The sequence below is a fragment of the Pseudoalteromonas sp. SCQQ13 genome, from assembly GCF_015864415.1.
In the GTDB taxonomy this organism is placed as follows: Bacteria; Pseudomonadota; Gammaproteobacteria; order Enterobacterales; family Alteromonadaceae; genus Pseudoalteromonas; species Pseudoalteromonas nigrifaciens.
On sequence record NZ_JADYXG010000013.1, the window covers coordinates 49,291 to 71,356 of the forward strand.

At 37.5% G+C, this 22,066-nt stretch carries 14 protein-coding genes and 2 pseudogenes; 12 read left to right on the forward strand and 4 right to left on the reverse strand.

What is annotated here, in order from left to right; all coding sequences use genetic code 11:
• Window positions 1–441: a hypothetical protein gene (locus tag I6F41_RS11750; protein WP_197108509.1), complete on the reverse strand. Its 441-nt coding sequence runs from the start codon at window positions 439–441 to the stop codon at window positions 1–3.
• 208 nt (window positions 442–649) lie between these two features.
• Between I6F41_RS11750 and I6F41_RS11755 the strand changes: the two genes are divergently transcribed.
• Both I6F41_RS11755 and I6F41_RS11760 read left to right on the forward strand, forming a co-directional pair.
• Window positions 650–1,963 carry a hypothetical protein gene (locus I6F41_RS11755; RefSeq protein ID WP_197108510.1) on the forward strand — a complete coding sequence of 438 codons (1,314 nt, stop codon included), beginning with the start codon at window positions 650–652 and terminating at the stop codon, window positions 1,961–1,963.
• 214 nt (window positions 1,964–2,177) lie between these two features.
• Window positions 2,178–2,795: an inovirus Gp2 family protein gene (locus I6F41_RS11760; RefSeq protein WP_197108511.1), complete on the forward strand. Its 618-nt coding sequence runs from the start codon at window positions 2,178–2,180 to the stop codon at window positions 2,793–2,795.
• 140 nt (window positions 2,796–2,935) lie between these two features.
• Here the strand turns inward: I6F41_RS11760 and radC are convergent, their stop codons facing one another.
• Window positions 2,936–3,430 carry a RadC family protein gene (gene radC, locus I6F41_RS11765; RefSeq protein WP_197108512.1) on the reverse strand — a complete coding sequence of 165 codons (495 nt, stop codon included), beginning with the start codon at window positions 3,428–3,430 and terminating at the stop codon, window positions 2,936–2,938.
• 135 nt (window positions 3,431–3,565) lie between these two features.
• Between radC and I6F41_RS11770 the strand changes: the two genes are divergently transcribed.
• Window positions 3,566–3,748: an AlpA family transcriptional regulator gene (locus tag I6F41_RS11770; RefSeq protein WP_197108513.1), complete on the forward strand. Its 183-nt coding sequence runs from the start codon at window positions 3,566–3,568 to the stop codon at window positions 3,746–3,748.
• 108 nt (window positions 3,749–3,856) lie between these two features.
• Window positions 3,857–4,573, forward strand: coding sequence for a hypothetical protein (locus tag I6F41_RS11775; protein ID WP_197108514.1), 717 nt, complete (start codon window positions 3,857–3,859; stop codon window positions 4,571–4,573).
• Between the two features lie 163 nt (window positions 4,574–4,736).
• Here I6F41_RS11775 and I6F41_RS11780 read toward each other — a convergent pair whose 3' ends face one another.
• Window positions 4,737–5,594 carry an HNH endonuclease gene (locus I6F41_RS11780; protein ID WP_197108515.1) on the reverse strand — a complete coding sequence of 286 codons (858 nt, stop codon included), beginning with the start codon at window positions 5,592–5,594 and terminating at the stop codon, window positions 4,737–4,739.
• A gap of 285 nt (window positions 5,595–5,879) precedes the next feature.
• Here I6F41_RS11780 and I6F41_RS11785 point away from each other — a divergent pair, with 285 nt between their 5' ends.
• From I6F41_RS11785 to I6F41_RS11815, 8 genes and pseudogenes are all read left to right on the forward strand, one after another.
• Complete coding sequence (locus I6F41_RS11785; RefSeq protein WP_197108516.1) at window positions 5,880–7,442, forward strand: DNA cytosine methyltransferase; 1,563 nt, start codon at window positions 5,880–5,882, stop codon at window positions 7,440–7,442.
• Between the two features lie 158 nt (window positions 7,443–7,600).
• Complete coding sequence (gene tnpA, locus I6F41_RS11790; RefSeq protein ID WP_197108518.1) at window positions 7,601–7,900, forward strand: IS66 family insertion sequence element accessory protein TnpA; 300 nt, start codon at window positions 7,601–7,603, stop codon at window positions 7,898–7,900.
• Window positions 7,897–8,244, forward strand: coding sequence for an IS66 family insertion sequence element accessory protein TnpB (tnpB, locus tag I6F41_RS11795; RefSeq protein WP_197108520.1), 348 nt, complete (start codon window positions 7,897–7,899; stop codon window positions 8,242–8,244). Before tnpA ends, tnpB begins: the two co-directional genes overlap by 4 nt.
• Window positions 8,245–8,391: 147 nt before the next feature.
• Window positions 8,392–9,792 (forward strand): annotated as a pseudogene (tnpC, locus tag I6F41_RS11800) (IS66 family transposase); the annotation flags it as partial.
• Between the two features lie 618 nt (window positions 9,793–10,410).
• A pseudogene (locus I6F41_RS18200) lies at window positions 10,411–10,515 on the forward strand (hypothetical protein); the annotation flags it as partial.
• A 247-nt stretch (window positions 10,516–10,762) separates the two neighbouring features.
• Window positions 10,763–13,783 carry a hypothetical protein gene (locus I6F41_RS11805; RefSeq protein WP_197108522.1) on the forward strand — a complete coding sequence of 1,007 codons (3,021 nt, stop codon included), beginning with the start codon at window positions 10,763–10,765 and terminating at the stop codon, window positions 13,781–13,783.
• Window positions 13,768–19,947 (forward strand): DEAD/DEAH box helicase, encoded by a 6,180-nt coding sequence (locus I6F41_RS11810; RefSeq protein WP_197108524.1) that lies wholly within the window; start codon window positions 13,768–13,770, stop codon window positions 19,945–19,947. Before I6F41_RS11805 ends, I6F41_RS11810 begins: the two co-directional genes overlap by 16 nt.
• An 11-nt stretch (window positions 19,948–19,958) precedes the next feature.
• Window positions 19,959–21,623 carry an NERD domain-containing protein gene (locus I6F41_RS11815; protein WP_197108526.1) on the forward strand — a complete coding sequence of 555 codons (1,665 nt, stop codon included), beginning with the start codon at window positions 19,959–19,961 and terminating at the stop codon, window positions 21,621–21,623.
• A 67-nt stretch (window positions 21,624–21,690) separates the two neighbouring features.
• Here the strand turns inward: I6F41_RS11815 and I6F41_RS11820 are convergent, their stop codons facing one another.
• Window positions 21,691–22,029 carry a hypothetical protein gene (locus I6F41_RS11820; RefSeq protein ID WP_197108528.1) on the reverse strand — a complete coding sequence of 113 codons (339 nt, stop codon included), beginning with the start codon at window positions 22,027–22,029 and terminating at the stop codon, window positions 21,691–21,693.
• Between the last annotated feature and the right edge of the window lie 37 nt (window positions 22,030–22,066).

Genomic DNA, 22,066 nt, shown 5'->3' on the forward strand with positions numbered 1-22,066 from the left:
TTATTTTAATTTATCTTCAATTTCCTTAAGCATTTCAAAATTAATTAGATTTCTATTTTTCATTTCTAGGTAGGTGTTTATTATAATTTCTAGCTCTAAGTTTAAAGGGCGTTCTTCTTTTTCTGCAGAAAGTCTTAGAGCATCAATCGTTTTTTTTGAAAGCATGTAATTAGCTTGCTTCTTAGATGTGTTTTTATTCCTAGATTTGTATAGTCTCCAGGCCGCAGCTGCGTCTCTTTTTTTTAGTACTATAGAGGGGCTAGGCGATGAGAAAAGTGTATGGATGCATTTAACATCTTGCTCATGAGAATTTTTTGTACCGTAATTATTAAACTCTCTTTTCTTTATTAAATAATTATAAAACCACGTTGCTTTACCTTTTGTTTCGTCGTTACACCAAGAGCAACCAGCCCCCTCAGAGCACTTTGTTAATTTCATCATAGAGTACACCTGTTTAAATAAAATAAATAAATATAGCGCATGTTGTTTTTAGTTGCTAGATGCATGTCAATATTTGAACCTAGCATTTAACAAGATTATATTACTATACATGATTCTAGACTATGCTCTAGGATATGTTCCAGACTACGCTATAGACTATGTTTTAGATTCGTTTATAGTATTGGGTTTGGTTTTGTGTGGTTTTTTGATGGATATTATAAAGAATCTTGGTTATAAACAGTTTTTAGCATTAGCTTACTTTTTTAGTGAGAATGAAAAGTTTTTCTTAAATCATTCATCAATAAAAAGTATTGCCAATTCATTCGGTATTGATAGTTACTCATGTAAAGCGGCTTTAAAAAAATTAGAAGCAGAATCACTACTTAATATCAACACAATTTATACTCAATCTCAAGGTGGTATACGGAAGGAATTTATAAAAAATGAAACTCTAGTTCAAAGCTTCTTGCGTGGTATTTTTTCAGGTGGAGAATCGTTTTTTATAAAAGATATCTTAGATGTTAGACGGGATAAAACGTTAAGTAATTTACAGCGTGCTCTTATTTTGATTATGAAATATTCAGAGCATACAAAATACCATACACGAATCATTGCAGTGAAAGAACTGGCACGAACTTTAAGCATAACAGAAAGTAGGGTTGTAGCTGGTATTCAAAAATTAAATGGCGAAATGTTAAGCTCCACTTGGGGAGGGAGCAGAGTAATAAGATCTTATAAAGCAATTTATATGAGCTCGAAATTAACGTGGAACTTTAAGTTAGATGAACAAAAGGCAAAAGGTGCTGCAACTATTGACCTAAAGACTTTGCTATATAACAGTAATATCCTTATATATTTGTATGGAGAACTAGGAGCAATTTTTAAAAGCTTAAAAATAAAAAGAACAGAACTATTAAATGAGGACTTTACGCTTACAGATGAACAGCAAGTAACGTTTGGTCATAAGATTGATTATAGGTTTTACGGGAGGATAGGCGGAGCTGATTTAATTAGTTTTTTAACCTTTAAAAATACTAAGTTGATATTCAAGGTATTAGAGGCGATAAAAGGAAATAATGATAGTAGGCATTATATCAATGAAGGGCTTGGGAAGTGTATTAGCGGTGTGTTGGTGGAGAATAAATCATTGCTTGAGGCTTACTCTAAAGAGGTGGTGAAAGGCATGCGATTAGACTCCACTCAACGGGTTGGAGAAAGAGGAACTGTATTATTTATTGAAATGTTAGATCATATATTTTCCGACATTATTAAATCTATTAAGAATACCGTTATGTATTTGTTACATGAAAAATATAAAACGGAAGAAATTTATTTTTCGTCTAACAACCCTTTACACATGAAAGGTGAGCCAAATGTTTTTATTGCTTACGGCACAGTGCAAGCAAAAAATATTCTTTTAAAGAATAAGCCACTTTCAACATCTAATTTACTAGGTTTTAATCTGTGGAAAGATAAAAACAGATCTCAACTACTAGGTACATTATTGATAAAGTTTTATTAATTACTCATATGTAACTCCAGAATGATGTCTCGGTAATTCACAGTGCTGTGTATGCAAATTTTGTAAAAAGCTGAATCAAACTTTAGCTTTTCTAAGTTGAAGCATGTCGGATAGGTAAGATATACCTATTTAACTGAGTTATTTATAAGCACTGATGATGTAATAAAATATATAAGTGCCTCTTTGTATACTTACAAAACAAAGAGTACTAAAAATGATCAACCAACCAATATATAACCCTTCATACCAACAACGTATCGAATCTATATTAGATTATGCTATTGAGCAGAACTCTAGATTGAATGTTGTAAGATTTGACTTATACCTCCCAGATTATTATCAATGCGAAGATACACCACGGGCGTTAGCAGATAACCTAATGCCTAGGTTCTTTGCATCATTAAAAGCAAAGATCATTAGTGACGCTACACAGCGCAGGCGGTTAGGTCGAAGAGTTCATGACACTGACTTGTATTATGTCTGGGCGAGAGAGTTTGGAGAGCTTGCTGGTAAAGAGCATTATCATATTGCTATTTTTATTAATAAAGACAGGTTCCACTCCTTAGGTAGCTATGACTTTAATTCTGGTAGCTTAGCCTCCTTAATTATACAAGCATGGGCTAGTGCACTCGCTATCCCTGCTTATGAAGCACAAAGCCTTGTAAACTTCCCTGACAATGCGTGTAATTGGATTGAAAGCAATTCTAAGAACTACTCAACACAAAGAGATACATCTGTATCCCGATTAAACTATTTAGCAAAAAATAAGACAAAAGTTTATGGTACTGGTAAGAGAAATTTTGGAACCAGTTACATACCTAAACAGTATTAATGACTCACTGTTAAAAGCGCCCCAAGTAGGGCGCTGGTTTATTTAATATCATCTTCATAGATCTTCTGAATTATCTTCAATATAGCAATCGTATGAATAATGATTTTTACCGTGTTTTTATTTAACAATAGACCCTCCTATTAGTTCGTATCGCCTAAATTAAGTAATTGTCTTTCAGCAAAAGAAACACATGTTTCACCTACGATTATGTGGTCAAGCACTGTCACGTCTATTAGCGCTAAAGCACTTTCCAACTTCTTTGTAATGAGTTTATCTGCCTGTGATGGCGTGGGATCGCCTGAAGGATGGTTATGAGCAAAAATAACGCTGGTGGCGTTTTTATTAAGCACAGACTTAACAACCTCCCTTGGGTATACCGAAGCTGCATTAATAGTTCCCAAAAATAGCTCTTGATAATCAATAATCCGATTCTGGCTATCCAAATACAACGCTGCGAATACTTCACGCTCATATACACCTAGTTTTGCCTTTAAAAAGTTTATAGCCGTAGACGGGCTGTTAAGCGCTCCTAGGCGAGCATATCTTTGTTGCATTATTTCAGCTGCTCTTTCTAAAATTTTATCTTCTAAACATTTAAATTTTGATTCGTATTGCTTGCTTTTAATTAAAGCCATTATTAGGTCCTCAGGTGGATGATGAATACCCCTAAGTGATATATGCCTTCAATATTTTGGATTTAGCCACCAGCTCAAAAAAGTAACTTTCTACGCAACTCACATATCTCTTGAACCTATAACGGAGATAGAAAAATGCGGTTAATCAAATTAAAAGAAGTTATTCAAAAAACATCACTTGGCCACTCAAGTATTTATAAGTTTATTGCTGAAGGGTCTTTTCCTAAGCAAGTATCACTAGGGGCTAAGTCAGTAGCTTGGTTAGAATCTGAAGTTGACGATTGGATAATGGAAAGGTTAGGGGAAAGGAATATTTAGTGATTGATTCGCTTTATGGCTTTGAAGGGAGGAAGTCCCTGAAATCCGCTATGGCATATATTCTAACTTATGGCATGCTACTTACCTTTAAACATAAGGACGTGTGATATGAACTCTTTTTATAGTGACTTAGAAAAACAGCTTTCAGGCATGGATGGCGGGAACATCAATGCGCCTTTATGGCTTTCAGGTCTAGAATGGGGTAGCGCTGATGAAAAAGTTACCTTAGGGATAACGCGACCAACCCACGACGTAGCTGGCTATTGCGTTCCTTATCTTTCCGATGAGTGGAAAACTGAAAACCTAAATTTTTACAAGTGGCAATTCGACCAAAAAATAGCAAAAATTCTTTGTAAGGCCTTTGAATATGAAGATGAGTATAAGCAGTACATGAAAAAGCACTACTGCAATTTTGATTCGAATGAGTTTAAGTTAAATCTGTTCCCACTTCCTTGCAAGAATATGAATACTTGGACTGAGGAACATGTCGAATTCACTAAAACTAAGATTAAATATCACTATCAAACACACTGTTCAATTACTCGGTTTAAATTGTTTAATGCCTTAGTAAAAGAGTTCCAACCAAAAGTCATACTTTGCTTTGGGTTAAAGTATGTTGAAGAATATAAAATGGCATTTTGGGGTGATACCTATAATGAAAGCGAATGCACAGAAGAACGAGTATTTCTAGGGATCAAAAACGAGTTAAGAATACTTAAAGGTCACGGGTTGCCGGTATTGGTACTTGCGCCTTTTTTAGGGCGAAACTTAGTTGCTAATGTTGAGCTAGATAAATTGGGGCAAATAATAAAAGATTACCTTTGAAAGTACTCAATTATTTGATCTTTTAAACTTTGGACGTCAACTCATTAAGTGTCAATGGTGGGTGAATTTTATAAATTCTAAGTCATGAAGGTAAGGAAGGCGTTTTAGTAAAGATGATTTAATCAAATCATCTTTACTATACTAATTATTTTGTATGGATAAATTACATTTTTATATCGCGCAATATTGCCTTAATGTTTTTTATTAAGGCTTTTTCTTTAATATTATTTGTATGGTCAGCTTTTAAAAGTTGGTGGGCTATGCTGTGGCATGTTGGGCACAATGTAACTAAGCTATCGATAGATACTTTGCTTTCCTTAACCATACTGATTGGGTTGAGGTGGTGGCATTCGACCACTTTATCTTGGTAGTGAAAGTTACAAGCTTTGCAAGAATATTTATCGTATTTTTTTCTTTCGTTTGCTATCGCTTTATTTCTGGATCTCGCTAAGACTTTACGTTCTCTCAGAACCCCTTCAATTATTATTTGATCTGGTTTTTCAATATCTTCAAGCTCTATATCATCAAATATTGAAGGCTCTTCTAATATGATTGTATTTAAAAAGCTCTTAATTTTATTCGGTTTGTTTTGTTTCCAAATATCGGCTAAGTTTATTCGCGATATGTTAAGAACATTTAAAGATCCTTCATCTGCAATTAACATATTTACTTCATTACTATCTGTGTAGGTCCAGAAATCAGTCAAATTGAGCCTTTTATCCCCTCTTGTCTCAGCTTTATATAGAGAAGCTGATGATTTTACTGATTTATCTAATGTATGAAAGTAAACATCTTTTGTTACCTTTTGATCCTTACCTCTTTCTTGATCCTTGTAGCTATGAAATCCAACTCTATGAAAGTATTCACTGATAATTTTCGTTGCATCAGTAATTTTTTTGTCCTTCATTGTTTGAGTTGTTGCTAGGAGAGAGAAGTCAACACCTTTACTTTCTATAAAGTAAATAGACTCTTTTTCTTTTATTGATAAGTTTTCGGGTTTAATTCTATTTGCTTGTGTCATGTGAGTCCCTGCTTGATTTTTTATTCATCTTATCTGATGAATGAAGTGACTTCCATGCTAAAAGCATTAATAATCAATATTTTGAACTTAACGATTGTTTTATTTGCATTAGTAACTATAGTTTCTCAGTAAAATATTTAGGCTTGGCTATTAGTAAAAAGGTTACAGAGTATAAGTGCCTGTGAGTTTAAATAAAAACTATCGTGATCTTATTTAATATTGTCCTGGATTTAGGTTTGGGGTTGAGTTAAACTATCAGCAATTAAAGTTTCGGAGTGTTTATTTGTGCGGCATATTGAGCTGTTTGCTGGCTGTGGCGGCCTTTCATTAGGTTTAGAAAGTGTGGGTTTTGAGTTTGTCTTAGGCAATGAATTATCACCTATGGCAGCTGAGACGTTTGCTTATAATTTTTTTAATGAAAACTTAAGTGATCTAGCTAAATCTCAAGCAAAGCCGGAACGAGTGAAGTGGATTAATAGTCGTAATGATGACTTGAATGCTAGGTTACGAGAAAACCCTTTTGAGTTTCCTACTATTGATGAGAATGGTTATAGCGATTTACCTGTTGATGTTTGTGAATACGAAGGCAAGTTATTGGTTGGTAGTGTCAGAGAGCTAAACATCCTTTTATCACAACGACCTGAGCTCGCTGATGCGTTACATAATAGTTTCGGGAAAGATGAATTAACACTTGTTTCAGGCGGCCCACCTTGTCAGAGCTTTAGTATGGCAGGTGCACGTAAAAAAGATTGTGAAAAAAACACCTTACCTTTGGAGTTTGTTTTTTTTGTAAATAGTACTCGGCCGCGCTTTGCGTTGCTTGAGAACGTAACAGGTATTTTAAGAGCATTTCAAGACGATGACGGTAACAAGTACCACGCATGGTATGAAGTCGCTAAAGCTTTTGCTTCTATCGGATATGTGCCGCTTTGTCTTCACGTTAACGCTCGCTATGTAGGTATTGCACAAAATAGACCTCGTTTTATTCTTATAGCTATTCGACAAGATGTTCATGCTGATATTATAGAAGCGCAGCATCTGAATGCTCAAAGCCTTAGTTTACTCGCTTCATCTTTACCGTTTTTTAATATGGTACAAGAAGAAGGTGCTGAATTGGAGTTTGGCCATTTAGATTACTTTGATGTAGATAAACAACCAGAGGTATTCGAAGAAAGCTTTTTAGCTGAACTTGTCAATGGGACTCAGGTTTCTGTTAGTGAGGCAATAGATGATCTACGAGGTGAAGGTATAGAGTCATCTAACTTTGTTACTCAACTTAATAGCACCTTTGAATTGCCAGATAGAGGCGTTACCCCCAATCACGATAAACGTGCGAATGGTGAACTTGTACAAAGGCGCTTTAGGCTTTATCAGGTGTTACAACAAGTCGGTAGTAAAGCTATAAGCAAAGAGGTATTCGCTATTTTAAAAAGCGAATCTACAACCCTTAGCAATAACGCATGGGCAGCACTATCTCAGTATGAGTATTTAAATTTAGATGGTGAATTAGAGCTTATTAAAAGCCTTCAAGAGTTTATTAGTTATCTGAAACTTCACCCAACTAAAAAGCAAACTCAAAAAGCATTGTCCCCTAATTTACCTGCTCCGGCAGCTTTATCTATTCCTGATGATGCATGTCATTATCATGAAGATGAACTTCGTACACTTACCGTAAGAGAAATGGCGCGCATACAGTCTTTTCCTGATAACTTCGAGTTTCGTTCTAAAGTCACTACTGGTGGTAAAATGAGGCGCTACGAAGTACCTCAATATACTCAAGTTGGTAATGCGGTACCACCGTTGCTGGGTAGGAAATTAGGAATGATTATTGAACAATTAAATACCTAAAGTATTAAAAATAAAGCCTCTACTAGCGGGTAAAGTACAACCAAAGTGCCTTATCCGTTCTCAATCTATGTCTCCAATGTGAGCGTCCGGTAAATTGCGTCTGACAAATTAATCTCAACTTAAGTAAGTTACAACCAAACAATTATTTGGAGTAACTTATGAGAATTATGCGCAGCTCAGAGCAATGGCAAACCATCATCCATGAACAACAATCAAGTGGTTTAACCATCATTGATTATTGCCGGCAACATCAATTATCAATGACTAGCTTTTATGCGGTAAGAAAGAGACTCGGCCTATCATCGAATAATTTCGTTCGCGCCAAAATTACACAGCAAGTCGAAATAGTTGATGAACAACCACCCATCACGTTAACTGTTGGTAAGGCAAACGTTAGTTTGCCAGCCACAACCTCTGCAACGTATTTAAGCCAGTTACTACGCGAGTTTGTTCAATGAAAATGTTTGTTGAGCCGTCAGAGGTTTTTCTGCATCGGGATTTTGTCGACTTTCGAAAAAGTATTAATGGCTTAGTGAGTATTGTTGAAGATGAGCATGTTCGCGATGCCTATACCGGTACGTTGTTTGTATTTTGTAACAAGGCCAAAGATAAGCTGAAAATTCTATACTGGGATAAAACAGGGTTCGCGCTTTGGTATAAACGACTTGAAAAGCAAAAATTCAAATGGCCAAGTAAACTATCGAGCCAGGAATTTGAATTAACCTATCAACAACTGGGTTGGTTGTTATCTGGATATGACGTGCTTGGCCATGAACCGCTGCACTATCAGTCACCGATCTAACTCGATCTTTTATCAGTCAACGATCGTGTACGCAAGTCCTTATTCTATATGCGTTACAAAGCAGAATCATCTGTCTGTTCTTGCTAAACTCGATGGATGAAAATTGATACTAACTCACTCCCTGACGACCCAGAACAACTCAAGCAAATGTTGCTTGAGTTGCAGGCTGAAACTACCCAAGAGTTAGCGAAAAAAGATAAAATCATCAGTGAACAAGCTATTCAAATTAATCAGTTTATTGAACGCTATGAAATTGCCAAGCGTAAACAGTTTGGTAAAAGCTCCGAGCAACTCCCGGGTGCGGGGGAAACCTTCAATGAAGCGGAAGAAATCATTGATGAGGCCGATAAAACGTTATTAGCTGCGGCTGATAGTCACAGTAAGGTCACCATTAAAAACAAACCGACGCGCAAGCCACTGCCAAAAGAATTACCTCGAAAAGTGGTGACAATTGATTTATCCATTGATGAATAAGTGTGTGATTGTTGCCAAGGTAAGCTGCATAAAATTGGTGAAGCTCGTAGTGAAAAACTTGAGTTTGTTCCTGCGTACATCAAAGTGATAGAGACAGTTCGACCGAAGTATGCCTGTAAAAGGTGTGAGCAAACTGGCACAGAAAATTCTATAAAAGTTGCATCTGTTCCAGCAACACCCATTCCTAAAGGCATTGCCACCAGTAGTTTGCTGAGTCAAATCATCAGCGCCAAATATCAATATGGGTTGCCGCTATATAGGCAAGAAAAAATGTTCAATGAGTATGGTATTGAGCTGAGTCGTAAAACCATGTCAGATTGGGTAATACGGTGTAGTGAATTGCTAATGCCATTAGTTAACGAGCTAAAAGCAGCATTGCTTAGTCAAGCGGTGATCCATGCCGACGAAACGCCCTTAAAGGTGATTAAGGCCGATAATAGCAGCAGTTACATGTGGGTGTATTGTTGTGGTAGCGATTCGGTGACCGCCAATAGTTTGCCAAATATTATCCTCTATGATTATCACAACTCTCGTGCCGCAGCTTGTGTAGTTGATTACCTTGGTGACTATGACGGTTACCTGCAAGTCGATGGTTATGCAGCGTACGGAAAAACAGATGCAATATTGGCAGGTTGTATGGCGCATGCACGTCGAAAATTCATTGATGCGAAAACGGTGCAAACGAAAAACAAAACCGGCAAAGCCGATGTTGCCTTAAGTCTTATTAGAAAACTCTACGGCATTGAGGCAAGCTTAAAAGACAAAACGGCCGCAGAAAGATATCAAGCACGGCAGGAAAGTTCAAAACCCATCATCGATAAACTTCACCATTGGATTATCGAAAATAAAGATAAAGTGCCACCGAAAAGTAAACTTGGTGAAGCGATTACGTATTGGTGTAACCAAGAATATAAGCTCATCACTTATTTAAAAGATGGTCGCATAAATATTGATAACAATCGCGCTGAGCGGGCTGTGAAACCGTTTGTGATTGGCAGAAAAAACTGGTTATTCTCCAATACCGCGCGGGGTGCAACGGCTAGCGCCGTGCTCTATAGTATTATTGAAACTGCGTTATGCCGCATGCGGCATAACGCGGTTTATACCGAAAGAAAAACTATGCCGAACACATAGTCCCCAGTTTTATAAGTGTGCTGGTATTACTGTTATTTGACTGCAAAGATCTCGTTTCGATTCGGCATAGTTTAACCTTAGAATTACAGGCTAGGGAAAAAGTTTAACATTTATCGCCCGGTTTATAGTGAAGGTTATTGTGCTTATTAAATGGTGATACTTACATGCTAATACGGCTTCCTTCATTGCCATATGAGTATCTTTGTATCGTTTGTGTCGACTCATGTACAAGCCACATCGCTATTACCGTGGTATCCACACCTATGCTAAGTAGAGCCGTTGCATTGAGCGCCCTTAGCGCTCAATAAGAGTAAATCAAATTTGGTATCACCGGCTAAGATAATTGACGCTAGATACAAAGGTTCGTATGAGGTCACGTTATTGTTTTTTTACACTTGTAGAATGCCAAGAACTCATAATCCATCTCCGTAAATTAATTATTAGTGGGATTACTAGATAACACTATGCCGAAGCAATAATATGCAAGTATCTTGGTATTATAAGGGTCTAGCCAAGTGGTTCGGCATAGTTTTTCTTTCGGCATAAACAGCGAAAGCCAATGGACTGTTGGTCGACAACTATTTGCAAACCTGCCTAGATGAGCTTGCTAAAAAGCCTGAAAGTGTAGAGCACTTGCTACCTTGGAATGTTAATCAAGGCTAGACGTATTTACTCAGATGCTTACTCTCCAATTTAACCAGAACTATACTTCACAGGTACAAGTTTGCAGTTGAACTCCATAGTAAAAAATTAATTTACATATTTTTAATATTAGTATTTTTAGTTAATAGGTTGAGTTTTACTCTATGCCGGGTATATTCAAGATAAAGGTTTGTATAATTTACTAGTACAAAATGCTGATTTAGTACTAGTAAATTAACTTAAAACATAAAAACAATATGGAAATTATATGTCTTTATTTGCGGAATGGAACTCACTTTTACTTGAAGAATACTTTTCTCCGGCTAGAGCCAATCAAGAAGTTTGGATGCCAACAACAAGAAGCGAACTCGAAGGGATTGGTATTCGAAAGGGAGGAGCAAGCGGCCTAATTGAAGCGGTTAAAAGTGGGCCCAAATGCTTGCGCAGATTTAAAGGCAATATTGCTGAAAAAGCGAAAGAGCTAGCGAGTCAACGCGAATGGCCGAGTAAAAGGAGGTATGGCTATATTGATCCTGGGGAAATATCAGAAAATTATAGAGACTCTAAAGCACCCACTTATCTACCCTACCTTGCACTATGGGTTCTTGCCAAATCAGAGTCAGAAAATACAGGTTTTTATTCTACTGTTAGCAGTTTAATAGATGGAGTCTTTCCTAGTAATACAGGCTCACTTATGGAAGCTGTATGGCGTGACTTAGATAGTTGGTCAAACATAAGTCAAAAAGGACGGTTTGGTAGATTTAATGTCAATATTTTGGGTAGTCATAAGTTTGTTGGGATTGCATATGCTCAAACAATAATTACTCATAAAGATTTAGAAGGCTTAAGTCGTTTATTTGGTAGTTGTGGATTGCAATCAGGGCAAACCCTAAGTCAGAATAATTTTTTAAAATTACTAGAAGTTGGCCAGAGTTCGAACTACTTAAGTTTGGGGCTAAAGGATGCTATGGGTAATGAGCATTACATAGAGCATTTAAAGCAATCGCTTAATTCACATCTAGAGTTTTGGGACGGTCAGGTTCCAATCCGTGATAGTTCTAATAGCCACCACTTTGATGGAAAAGCAGTAAACGATGAAAATGATGAACTGACGTTGATTTTACGAATGAAGGATGAGGAAGATTCTTTTGCTTGGGAGATTGGTTGGCGCTTACCAGCAACAATTGCTGGAGTGAATTACGCTATTAAAGCTGGTTGCTCGAATGAAGTTGGAGCAAATTTAGAATTAAGTGGAAGTCACATTTTTACAGTTCCCTCTAATCTTCAATCTGATATGCGAAATGTATTAGGGAAATCTGCAACGGCGAAAATTGATTCACTATTAACTTACTCAGATAGAGAGGGGGAACGTAACGAAAGAAAAATCTATTTAAGAGAGGATAAAATTCGAGTACTAGTTTGGGATAGCCCTGACCCCTTATTAAAAGATACGTTAATAGAACGAGAAATGCCTCTACAAGGCCCTGCTTATCTTCTTTATTTCCCCTCGATATACTCAAATCTAGAGCAGCTTTTAAATAATGAGAAAATAGATTTTGACCCGCTAGACATGCCCGGCTTGCCCGATGAGTGTAACCTTATTTGTATTGCGGATATTTCTAAAGTTACAGCAGAGCAAAGAGCCTTGATTCTTGATGAGGAACCAATCCACCCACCTAGAGCTCGCATCCGATTTGTTGGAGGGAAAGCTATTATTGGATCAGGTAGTAAGCAGTATGCATATTACGATTTACCAATAGTTGAAGTTGAAGCACCTGAAGGGGCAGAACTTAGCTGTACAGGTTTAACCTTTAAAGAGCTTAACTGTGGCGACAAAACATTAATAAGGCGCTTTCAATTTTCCTTAGATGATGAAGGTGTAAATGCTTTCAGAATAGATGTAAGGCTGGCAGAAGAAATATTATGTACTGCCGGGCTTAAGGTTTTAGCGGTTGGCAGCTTGTCCGCATCCAAGAGAACTAAGTTCTCATTAGATCGTTATGGCAAGGTCTTATCAGATGATACAGGACTCTGTGGAGCTACTATAAATAAAGCATTTACTGAAGATTTAAATATTACTTCTTTTCAAACTGCCCCCCTAACCTTTATGAGTTGGGATGGTGAAGATGCTTGGGAGAGTATAGAGCCTAATATTTCAGCTCAATTTTTAGACTCTATTGCTGCCACCACCTATGGCTCAATGAGTTATGGTGTTGCTCGAGATCAAATTAGACGTCTTGCTAATAACGCTAATATTAAAGATGTTGCACCTGCTTTATTGATACGTGAGTTAAGGCGAAGAGGAAATGTTGAGATTGAATGTGATGCTAAAGGTCATATGATACGAGTTTGCTCTGTTCCCCCAACAATTTATAGCTTGCCAATTACAGATAATAGAAACAGGCAGGTTTATGGTGTATGCGGTAGTTTGAGATTACAGCAATGGAAAGAGCTAACAACTCACTGCAATATACTTATCGAGAAACCAAATTCACATATCCTTCCTGTGGTCAGGCTTTACGTTGAAGACCCCGGCTTACTCAAAAAAATAGCTGGGGAATATCAATTTTTAATCGAGGATCTTCCTGTCAGAAAATTATCTCAATGGGTTGGTTCAGTTAAAGAAATGAAGGAAAGTTTGTCTTGGTATCACGAACAAGGCTATTCACCTAATTATCTGGAGAGGCTTAACCCTGGAAATGGAGTGTTTGGTGCTTCGGAAAATATTATGGTTGATCCTAAAAGAGCATTTGAGTTATTCAGATATGAAGATCCACAAGTACAAGGGCTCAGAGTCTATAAATTAGGGGGGAATTTTGAGGGGCACCTTTCTAGGTATAGTTTCATTGAAGATTCCAGATGGGGAGTCTGGATAGCAATAAATGCTTTTGCTGAATTTGTTAAAAATACAATGAATTTTAATGATGCCAGTCCTTGGCCGATTCATTTCGATAAAGAAAGTGGGCGCTTGTGGCTACCAGCTAGAATGGAGCCTCCCTTTATCATAGAGCGAATATTAACACTTTGCTCTGGGAGTGGTCCTCTATTGATTAAAACTGTTGGAGTGCACAATGGTGATTCAATTTCACTACATGATTCTAGTGATAATTTTGTCGTTAAGGTGAGCCTTGCGTATTCTGAAATGTCAGATGGTAGATGGCTTTGCTATCGTTGGGTGCCAGAAAAAATTGCACTGATTGTCGTATCTTTATTAGGCGGTGAGCTTAAAGAAGTAGGGAATAACTCCCACACAATAAATTTTAAGGATGAAAAATGTCAGCTAGTATAGATAAAGATCCTATTGGTGCTTGGGAAGACTTACAAAGCCATTTAAAAAAATACATAAAATCGGCATTTGGCACTAATTCAAAATCCTTTGAAGAGGAAAGAGAGCGCTTACTAAATACTCCTGGTGTTTTTTTTCAAGAACCATTTTTAGAGATGTTGCCAACCTATGCATCAGGGAAAAAGTTAGATGAGCTAAGTATTAAAGACTTACCCGCATTATCTCAAGATGTAATTGATGCTTTTCGTAAAGTAGCTGGGGCTGGACTTATTCCTAGTTATGTAAATTTGCATAAGCATCAAGAAGCAATGTTGAAAAAAGCGATAGCAGAAGAAAGGAAACATTGTGTCGTTGTGACGGGCACTGGTTCTGGAAAAACAGAGGCTTTCTTATTACCAGTAATAGCATCAATAATTAAAGAAGCAAAAGCAAAATGGGCAGCTCCAGCTGCTATAAAGGCAGAGTGGCCATCTAAGATTAAATGGAATGATAGCAGAAGAGATATTAGGCAAGAGACGCGAACACCTGCTGTGCGTGCTTTATTGTTATATCCGATGAATGCGTTAGTAGAGGATCAAATATCAAGACTTCGGGGGGCTTTAGACTCGGAAGAATCCCATAGGGCTATGGATTCAGCGTTAGCTGGAAATAGAATTCGGTTTGGCCGATATAATGGTTCTACACCTGTTTCAGGACATCCTTTTAAGGCAGATGGTAAGGCGAATACATCTAAGAGAAATGAGTTTAGAAAAAAAAATGATGTTGCTAGAGAGGAGCATATTGATTATAAAAAGCGTTTAGAAGTTGCGAAAAATAATTTAAATAAAGCCAAAAGAGATGGGGTTAGAGTTGAGGAAGCTCAAAGTGAGCTTGAGGCTTTCATGGAGCAGCGAGACTTTATTCCAAATATGGATGTTGATGCTTGTGAGATGTTTCATCGCTGGGAAATGCAAGATTCACCGCCAGATTTACTTATAACAAACGTTAGCATGCTTTCTATAATGTTAATGCGCCATAATAAAGAGGAAGTCCTTGGAGACAGAGCTGATTCAATGATATTTGAGTCAACGAAAGAGTGGCTGGCAGAAGATAGAGATAACCATGTATTCCAATTGGTTATAGATGAATTGCATTTATATAGAGGCTCATCTGGAACTGAAGTTGGTTATTTACTCCGGTTGCTAATGGATCGATTAGGATTATCGCCTGATAGTAAGCAGCTTCAAATACTAGCTTCTAGTGCTTCGCTTGATGATAAAGATGAGTCATATAATTTTCTAGGAGGTATGTTTGGCTTAACGGCTGATGAGGCAAAGGGGCAATTTCATATAGAAAGTGGTGAGTCCATCTATCCACCAGATGAAACGCCTCGCTCTATCTCCGAAGAGGTTGGTAACGTCTGCTTGCAATTAGGGGTTGCCCTTAGCATGAATGAGAAACCTAATGATCAACTGGTGAAAAAGTTAGTAACAAAAAGCAATATTGATACGTTAGCGTATAGCTTTTTTGATAACGCTAGCAATCGTTTTACCTCTTTATCATTAGAAAGTTTGATTGAAAAATGGTTTCCTAATTTACAGGCAAAAGATAAGTATATAGCTGTTAGAGGCTTTTTTTATGCATTTGGACAAGCAACAGCAATAAAAAATAGTGGCCAAGGTTATCTTACAGATGTCCTACCCAGACTTCGCTTTCATTGGATGGCTAAAAATATTGATGGGCTTTGGGGAACCGCTGATTTGCCACAAAGTGAGGATAACCACCGAAGAGTTGGACATTTATTGCCAGAACCAATAATTTCTTTGCAGGGTAAGCGTGTATTAGAAGTCTTGTACTGTGAGTGTTGCGGCACTCAGTTATTAGCTGGTTATAAAATGCATGCTGGTGGCACGTTAAATAACCCAAGGTTTGAACTCGCTCCTATGCCTTCAGCAATTGCCAGTATGCCAGAGTCTGCTCCTCAAGGGCGTACAGACGTTCAAAACTATAAAACACTTGGAGTTGTATATTTAGTTCCGGATCAATACCCTAATGTAGATGATTTAATATGGGAACAAGGTTCAACTGAGCGGAAATTAAGAGATGGTCGCGTAGGCAACCCCTGTAAAAAAACAAGCGCGGCATGGCTAAAGGCTACAATTGATCCAAATACTGGTGTGGTTGAAATTGGAGAAGGGGGAGAAAATAAAACAAAATGCTTATGGTTCAATGCTGATGAAAAAGATTGGGATGAAGATTACCAATTACCTGCTATGCCACAAATGTGTCCATCCTGCCAAACAAGCTATTCTGAAAGGCAAGGCGGGAAGCCATCTCCGATACGCGCATTTGCAACTGGTTTAGATCAAATGTCCTTATTACTTGCTAAACATTTAATGAGTATATTACCAAAAGATTTCATAAAGTTAGTTGCATTTTCAGATAGCCGTCAAGCAGCAGCAAAGTTAGCAAATGGCGTTGAATCAGGTCAATGGGATAATTTATTACAATACTTTGTTTTGGATGAAATAAGCAATAGATCTCAAAGTTCAATAGAAGCAATTAAAGGACTGATTCTAGAAAAAATTAAGCTAGATGATGAAGATAGCGTAGATGAGATTATAGATAAAGAAACTGACACTGAGATTCAAGATGAATTAAAAGCATTTACGAACGCTGCTGAGACAGTTATTTACAAACCTAAACGTGCTACACCAAAAGATAAAGAGCAAGTAGATTTAATTAATAGCTATAAACCAGGGTATGTAAAGCTTGACAGTTTTTTACACCCCTTGAATGAGCAAGTTCGAGAGCTACCTGTTATTTGGAAAAGAATGCTTCAATTGGGTTTCAACCCCGGAGGCTCTGGTGTAGATACTAAATACTCTCAGCCGAGAGGGAGTGATGAGTTCGGTTGGGTGGAACTCATTAATTTTCAGAAAATGTCATTAGCAGAAAACCTCACACAAGAGAAAATGAGCTTTTTAATTAATAAAATGGATAGCACGTTACGAAGGAAAGCTTGGAAAGCTATTTCAGGTCGGCTTTTATATAACTTAGAGGCTAAAGGTTTTGGTTATTTAGCGTTACCTCCTGGTCTTAAAATGTTAGGACCTGATGGAGTCTCCCATGAATCATTGAGAGGTATCTCTACAAGCGTACTTCGTATACTCACAGAAGAGTATTTCACAGTGCCTTATGAGTATGATGAACTTTCGCCGAGAGAGGGTTGGGCTCACGATAAACCTAATGAACGATCACAACAAGTTGCTCAAAAGCGAGTAAAGCGTTTTTTAGAAGCATGTTCATCAAAACATAGTACTACTTTCGAACTGCTCAGAGATGCTGTTCGCAACTCAATTGTAGAGGCTGGTCATCAGTGGGGAGTTGTAAGGCTTGATCAGGTATGGGTCCACAGAGTAGAACGAAAAGATACTCCTTGGGTTTGCGATAATTGTACACAGATACATTGGCATTCTTCAGGAGGTGTGTGCTCTAGATGTTGTTCATTACTTACAAATAAAGCGAATAGCGAACAAACAGCTAAGGAAATTGAAGAAGCACATTATTATGCAAATCTTTCTGGAATCTCTTCGTCTGCATTTCGTATTCATGCTGAGGAGTTAACCGGACAGACAGATAATCAAGCGCAAAGGCAACGACATTTTAGAGATGTTTTTTTTGAAAATGAAAAGTTAGATGATGTAGTTCCTCGACTTGTTAATCCAAATATAGATAGTATTGATTTATTATCAGTAACAACAACTATGGAAGTTGGTGTTGATATTGGTGCTTTACTCTCTGTATTTCAAGCAAATATGCCGCCAGAGCGATTCAACTATCAGCAGAGGGCAGGCCGAGCAGGAAGGAAAAAGCAGGCTTTTTCTTCTGCACTGACTTATTGCCGAGGGCAAACTCATGATCGCATTCATTTTGAACATCCAGAAGAAATGACAAGTGGGATACCACCACAACCAAGTGTTTCTATGGGGGAAGATCAAGAAATATTAGCTGAACGTTTATTTAATAAGGAAGTCCTGCGACGAGCGTTTAAAGCAATAGGATTGACTTGGACTGACTCTAGTTTACAACCAGATACTCATGGTGAGATGGGAAATGTGCAAGACTTCTTGGCAGATAATTGCGATCGTCGAGACAGCATAGCTAGTTGGCTATGTCAGAATAATAAAATAGTTCAGGGTGTTGCTGACGTTATAACTCGAGGTACAGAAATTAAAGCAGCTAAACTGTTTGAAAACATAAATGCTTTAATTGCCCGTATGGATAATATAGCGATAAGTGAACAAGATAAAACTAGAGGTTTTGCGAATGCTTTAGCTGATGCGGGTGTACTACCAATGTATGGCATGCCTACGATGGTTAGAAATTTATACTTTGCACTACCAAACAATGGCGGGAAATTCTCAGAAGCAAAGACCTTAGATCGTTCTATTGAGCAAGCTATAACCGATTATGCGCCAGGGGCTGAGCGTGTTTGGGACAAAAGGCTGCTAACGCCAATAGGTCTTGTAGGCTCAATTCATCACAGAAATAGTAATAACTGGGCCTCTAAAAACAAACCTGTTGGTGATGCGGAGTGGCAAATATTTTGCCGAGAGTGTAGAAATTTAAGTGTTGAGCCAATAACTATCGAAGAAGCTAAAAGTAGGTCTGAAGTTGAGTTATGTCCGAATTGTAATTCAGAGGAAGCCAATGCATATCTAGCTGTAGTGCCCAATGGTTTTATGACAGACTTCGACCTTAGTAAACCAGCTAATAAAGGTCAATCTAATGGTAGTGATGGGGTTGTATCGTTTGTTGCTTCTCCGGTAATTATTAGTAGTGAAAGGAAATCGATTGGTGGTGTTTCTTTAGCTTTTTCTAGGCAGCAAAAGGTTTATCGAATTACTCAGAATAAAAAATCAAAGCCTTTTTCTTTTAAAGAGCAAAGTACTTTTCCATGCCCGAATGGTCAGCGGTTAAATGCTGATATGTGGATTAAAGATGAAAAAAATCCAGATGTTAACGCTTCACTTGTTGCACCTAAAACAACTGATTTATTGAGTTTAAGGTTGCTCGACCGACCCGGTATTAAGTTTTTTGATAATCATAAAGACATAGCTTGTCGCAAAGCAGCATGGTTCTCTGCTGCAACAATTCTTCAAAGAGCTATTGCTTTGGAGTTGGATGTTGACTCTTTAGATATTGAGATCGCTTCTGTACATAAATATAGCAATAAAGATGAAGCCGGTGCCGAGCTATACTTATCAGATGAGCACCCTAATGGTGCCGGCTTAGTAGATTGGGCTAGCAAAAAATGGCAAGAATTATTAGCTGGCTGCATTGACCCACTTAATAATCAAGACTTTTCTAAATTAGGAATGTTTATAAAAGATGAGTGTAAGCGAGCACAAAAATTAGGACACGAATGGAGAAGTCCTGATTTACTATTAAAAGGTTTCAGAAATCGCCATTTACACCCAATGCTTGATTGGCGACTTGGTCTGGAACTTTTGTCTGTTATGAAGGACTCTTCTTATATCCCAGGTGTAACTCCATACTTTGAACAATGGGGCCTAGGTTTAAAAAGTTGGCAAGAAGAAGCTTCTGAGCTAGCAATAAATTATTGCTCAGCATTTGGTAATGGCAATATAAAACCTATTAGTAATGGTTCTTTCATTCATGGTTGGATTAATGAGAGTGAAAAGGTCTTAGAATTAGTAACTCACCCTCTATGGGAATTCGATCCTTTATTAAGAGATAATGTGTCTAAGTCTATAGATTCTTTTGCTAAAAAATATACGGGTATTGAGTCTGTGAGATTACTAGATTCCTTCAACCTTTCTAGAAGGATGTCCTGGGTCAGAGGATCATTAGCAATATATGTTCAACACCCAATTAATAGTACTTCAGATAATACTGCTTCAAACGGTTCTATTGATTTAAATATAGATAAGGTTGAGCTAGGTGGTGTATTCGAATTTGAGAGCGAAAGCTGGGTAAGAGTAGCTGAAATTGACGTATGGGATGCTGTTGCTGGGAGTTATATTGTTCGACGTGAAGGGATTGCACCTTTCATTGTTACAGTAGTGTCTATGCCGGGGCGAACACTAGTAAGGAAAAAAGGAAAAGGAACTTTAGATAAGTCCCTTTGGACTGGCTTAAAAGCTGTAGCTCGATACAAATAAGGAATAAATTTATGCCACGCATAATCGGGCCAGTCCCATCAGATAAGTGGGAAAGAGAAGTTCGTAGGCAATTGTCAAAACAATTACCATCTAGTTGGATAGTTATCTGCAATGTATCTTGGGCTTTAAAGGATGATCGAGGATTTGTTCGTGATGGCCAAGCTGACTTTGTAGTGCTTGTCCCTGAAGTAGGGCTTGCTGTGGTTGAAGTAAAGGGAACTAAATTAGTTAGAGTTGATGAATTTGGAAATTGGTACAGACTTGGTGGAGGCTATCAAGATCAACAACGAGAATATTTAATTAAAGAGCCACCGCCAGAGCAAGCTACACGAAATCTTCATGAGATAGCCAAACTTGTAAAAGCAGAGCTAACACATGAGCAAGGAGCTACTTTTCCTGGCTTACATGCTTGGTTGGTTGTATACCCTAATGGTGAAGTCGAAGGCAAGCTTGATACTTATGACAGCACTACGATAGTTACGAAGCAAAGTATGCACAAGTTAGGGAGGGTTATAAAAGAGGCCTTACTTGCGAAAGGTGATGAAAGAACGGGCAGAAAATTTAACTTAGGTTTAGCAAATAAAGCTGCTGAAGCTTTAACTAATCAACGCTTTCGAGTAGTGGCTGTAGATACTGAGCTAGACTCAATAGAAGATGAGAAAAATGTAGATGAGCTTACCCGTCAGCAATTTGCTGCTTTGCGTGGTGCGTTTGACTTACCTAGGGTGGCGATTATTGGCCCCGCAGGATCAGGTAAGACACTATTAGCATTTTGGAAGTTACAGGCCTTACTAGAAGAAGGGAAAAACGCGATTTTCGTTTGTTTTAATAAGAAGTTAGCTGAAAGTTTAAAGGCTCGGAACCCAAGTGTCGCTGGTGCAATTTTTAGTGTTGACTCTTTATTTTGGGGAATAGTTAAAGATCATGTTGGAAGTTATGAAAAGGATTTTTACTCGACGATTTTACCGGAAAGGGTTATAGATACTTTACTCAGAGAAGATGATAAATATGATGCAATTATAATCGATGAAGGGCAGGACTTTGGCGATGATAGAATTGTAGCTTTATATCAACTTCTTAAAGAAGAAAGCTCTCAGTGGTTATACTTTGGTGATAGTAAACAAGATTTATATGGTCAAAGTACAAATGAAACATTGGGTGCTGAAGTAACATTTCGTCTTTATCATAATTGTAGGAATACTGAATTAGTAAATGCAGCCACAAATAAGGTTTGTAGTGGAATAGTAAAACCTATGCCAGGAGTGCCTAAAGGTGAACTACCACTAATAAGTATTTGTAAAACAGAATATATGGCACAAAAAGCTTGGGAGCTTATTCATGATTTAAGTCCTGATGGGGGGGCGGTTATTTTGTCTCCATTCAAATTAGGCAACTCATGCATGAAAGCTTCGACTAAAGCTTTTAATTTAAATTTGACAGAAGATATAAGTAAGCTCAATGAGTCTGGCTTTGTTTACTTTTCTACGATTAAGTCGTTTAAAGGTTTGGAGGCCAAGCATGTCATTATTATTCATGCTGATAAGCCTGATTCAAATATTGCACTGACAAAAGAAGATCTATATGTTGCTTTCACTCGAGCGGTAAGCAGGCTTGATATAATTACAACAAATGCAGAGGCTGGGGCTTGGTTAAACAATCTAATTAGTAGCTCATAAATATTACTAGCAGAAATATAGACTTTGTAAAATGACAAAATTTATATTTCTGCTGATTCATGTGTAATCAATGGATAACACAGCTCTCTAATATCGATAAGAAAAACTCTTTTAAATCGGTGTAAAGCTCACACTCAAAAATTAACCTATTATCGCCAGTATAAATCTCCGGCTCTTTATTATTTCCCTCATTTATTGCTTCTACAATTACATACCTAAGCGTATCTTCCTCTCTTTGCTCTACGTCAGCATAATCTATCCATAATACATAAAACTGTTCGCTCAGTTTAAAGTAAAAGCTAGGGCATAAATCGTTATGCCAGCTTTTATCTATTAGATTAGAGTGATTCTTTAAGTCAAAGCCAAGGTCAAAGCTTTGACCAAACTCCTGTTTATATAACTCCATTTTTTACTCCTAAAAATAAATACTTAAGCAGGTGCAA

Bases quoted from the DNA above. Each gene is read 5' to 3' on its own strand.
- I6F41_RS11750 (WP_197108509.1), bottom strand. From the start codon at position 441: ATGATGAAATTAACAAAGTGCTCTGAGGGGGCTGGTTGCTCTTGGTGT.
- I6F41_RS11755 (WP_197108510.1), top strand. From the start codon at position 650: ATGGATATTATAAAGAATCTTGGTTATAAACAGTTTTTAGCATTAGCT.
- I6F41_RS11760 (WP_197108511.1), top strand. From the start codon at position 2,178: ATGATCAACCAACCAATATATAACCCTTCATACCAACAACGTATCGAA.
- radC (WP_197108512.1), bottom strand. From the start codon at position 3,430: ATGGCTTTAATTAAAAGCAAGCAATACGAATCAAAATTTAAATGTTTA.
- I6F41_RS11770 (WP_197108513.1), top strand. From the start codon at position 3,566: ATGCGGTTAATCAAATTAAAAGAAGTTATTCAAAAAACATCACTTGGC.
- I6F41_RS11775 (WP_197108514.1), top strand. From the start codon at position 3,857: ATGAACTCTTTTTATAGTGACTTAGAAAAACAGCTTTCAGGCATGGAT.
- I6F41_RS11780 (WP_197108515.1), bottom strand. From the start codon at position 5,594: ATGACACAAGCAAATAGAATTAAACCCGAAAACTTATCAATAAAAGAA.
- tnpA (WP_197108518.1), top strand. From the start codon at position 7,601: ATGAGAATTATGCGCAGCTCAGAGCAATGGCAAACCATCATCCATGAA.
- tnpB (WP_197108520.1), top strand. From the start codon at position 7,897: ATGAAAATGTTTGTTGAGCCGTCAGAGGTTTTTCTGCATCGGGATTTT.
- I6F41_RS11805 (WP_197108522.1), top strand. From the start codon at position 10,763: ATGTCTTTATTTGCGGAATGGAACTCACTTTTACTTGAAGAATACTTT.
- I6F41_RS11810 (WP_197108524.1), top strand. From the start codon at position 13,768: ATGTCAGCTAGTATAGATAAAGATCCTATTGGTGCTTGGGAAGACTTA.
- I6F41_RS11815 (WP_197108526.1), top strand. From the start codon at position 19,959: ATGCCACGCATAATCGGGCCAGTCCCATCAGATAAGTGGGAAAGAGAA.
- I6F41_RS11820 (WP_197108528.1), bottom strand. From the start codon at position 22,029: ATGGAGTTATATAAACAGGAGTTTGGTCAAAGCTTTGACCTTGGCTTT.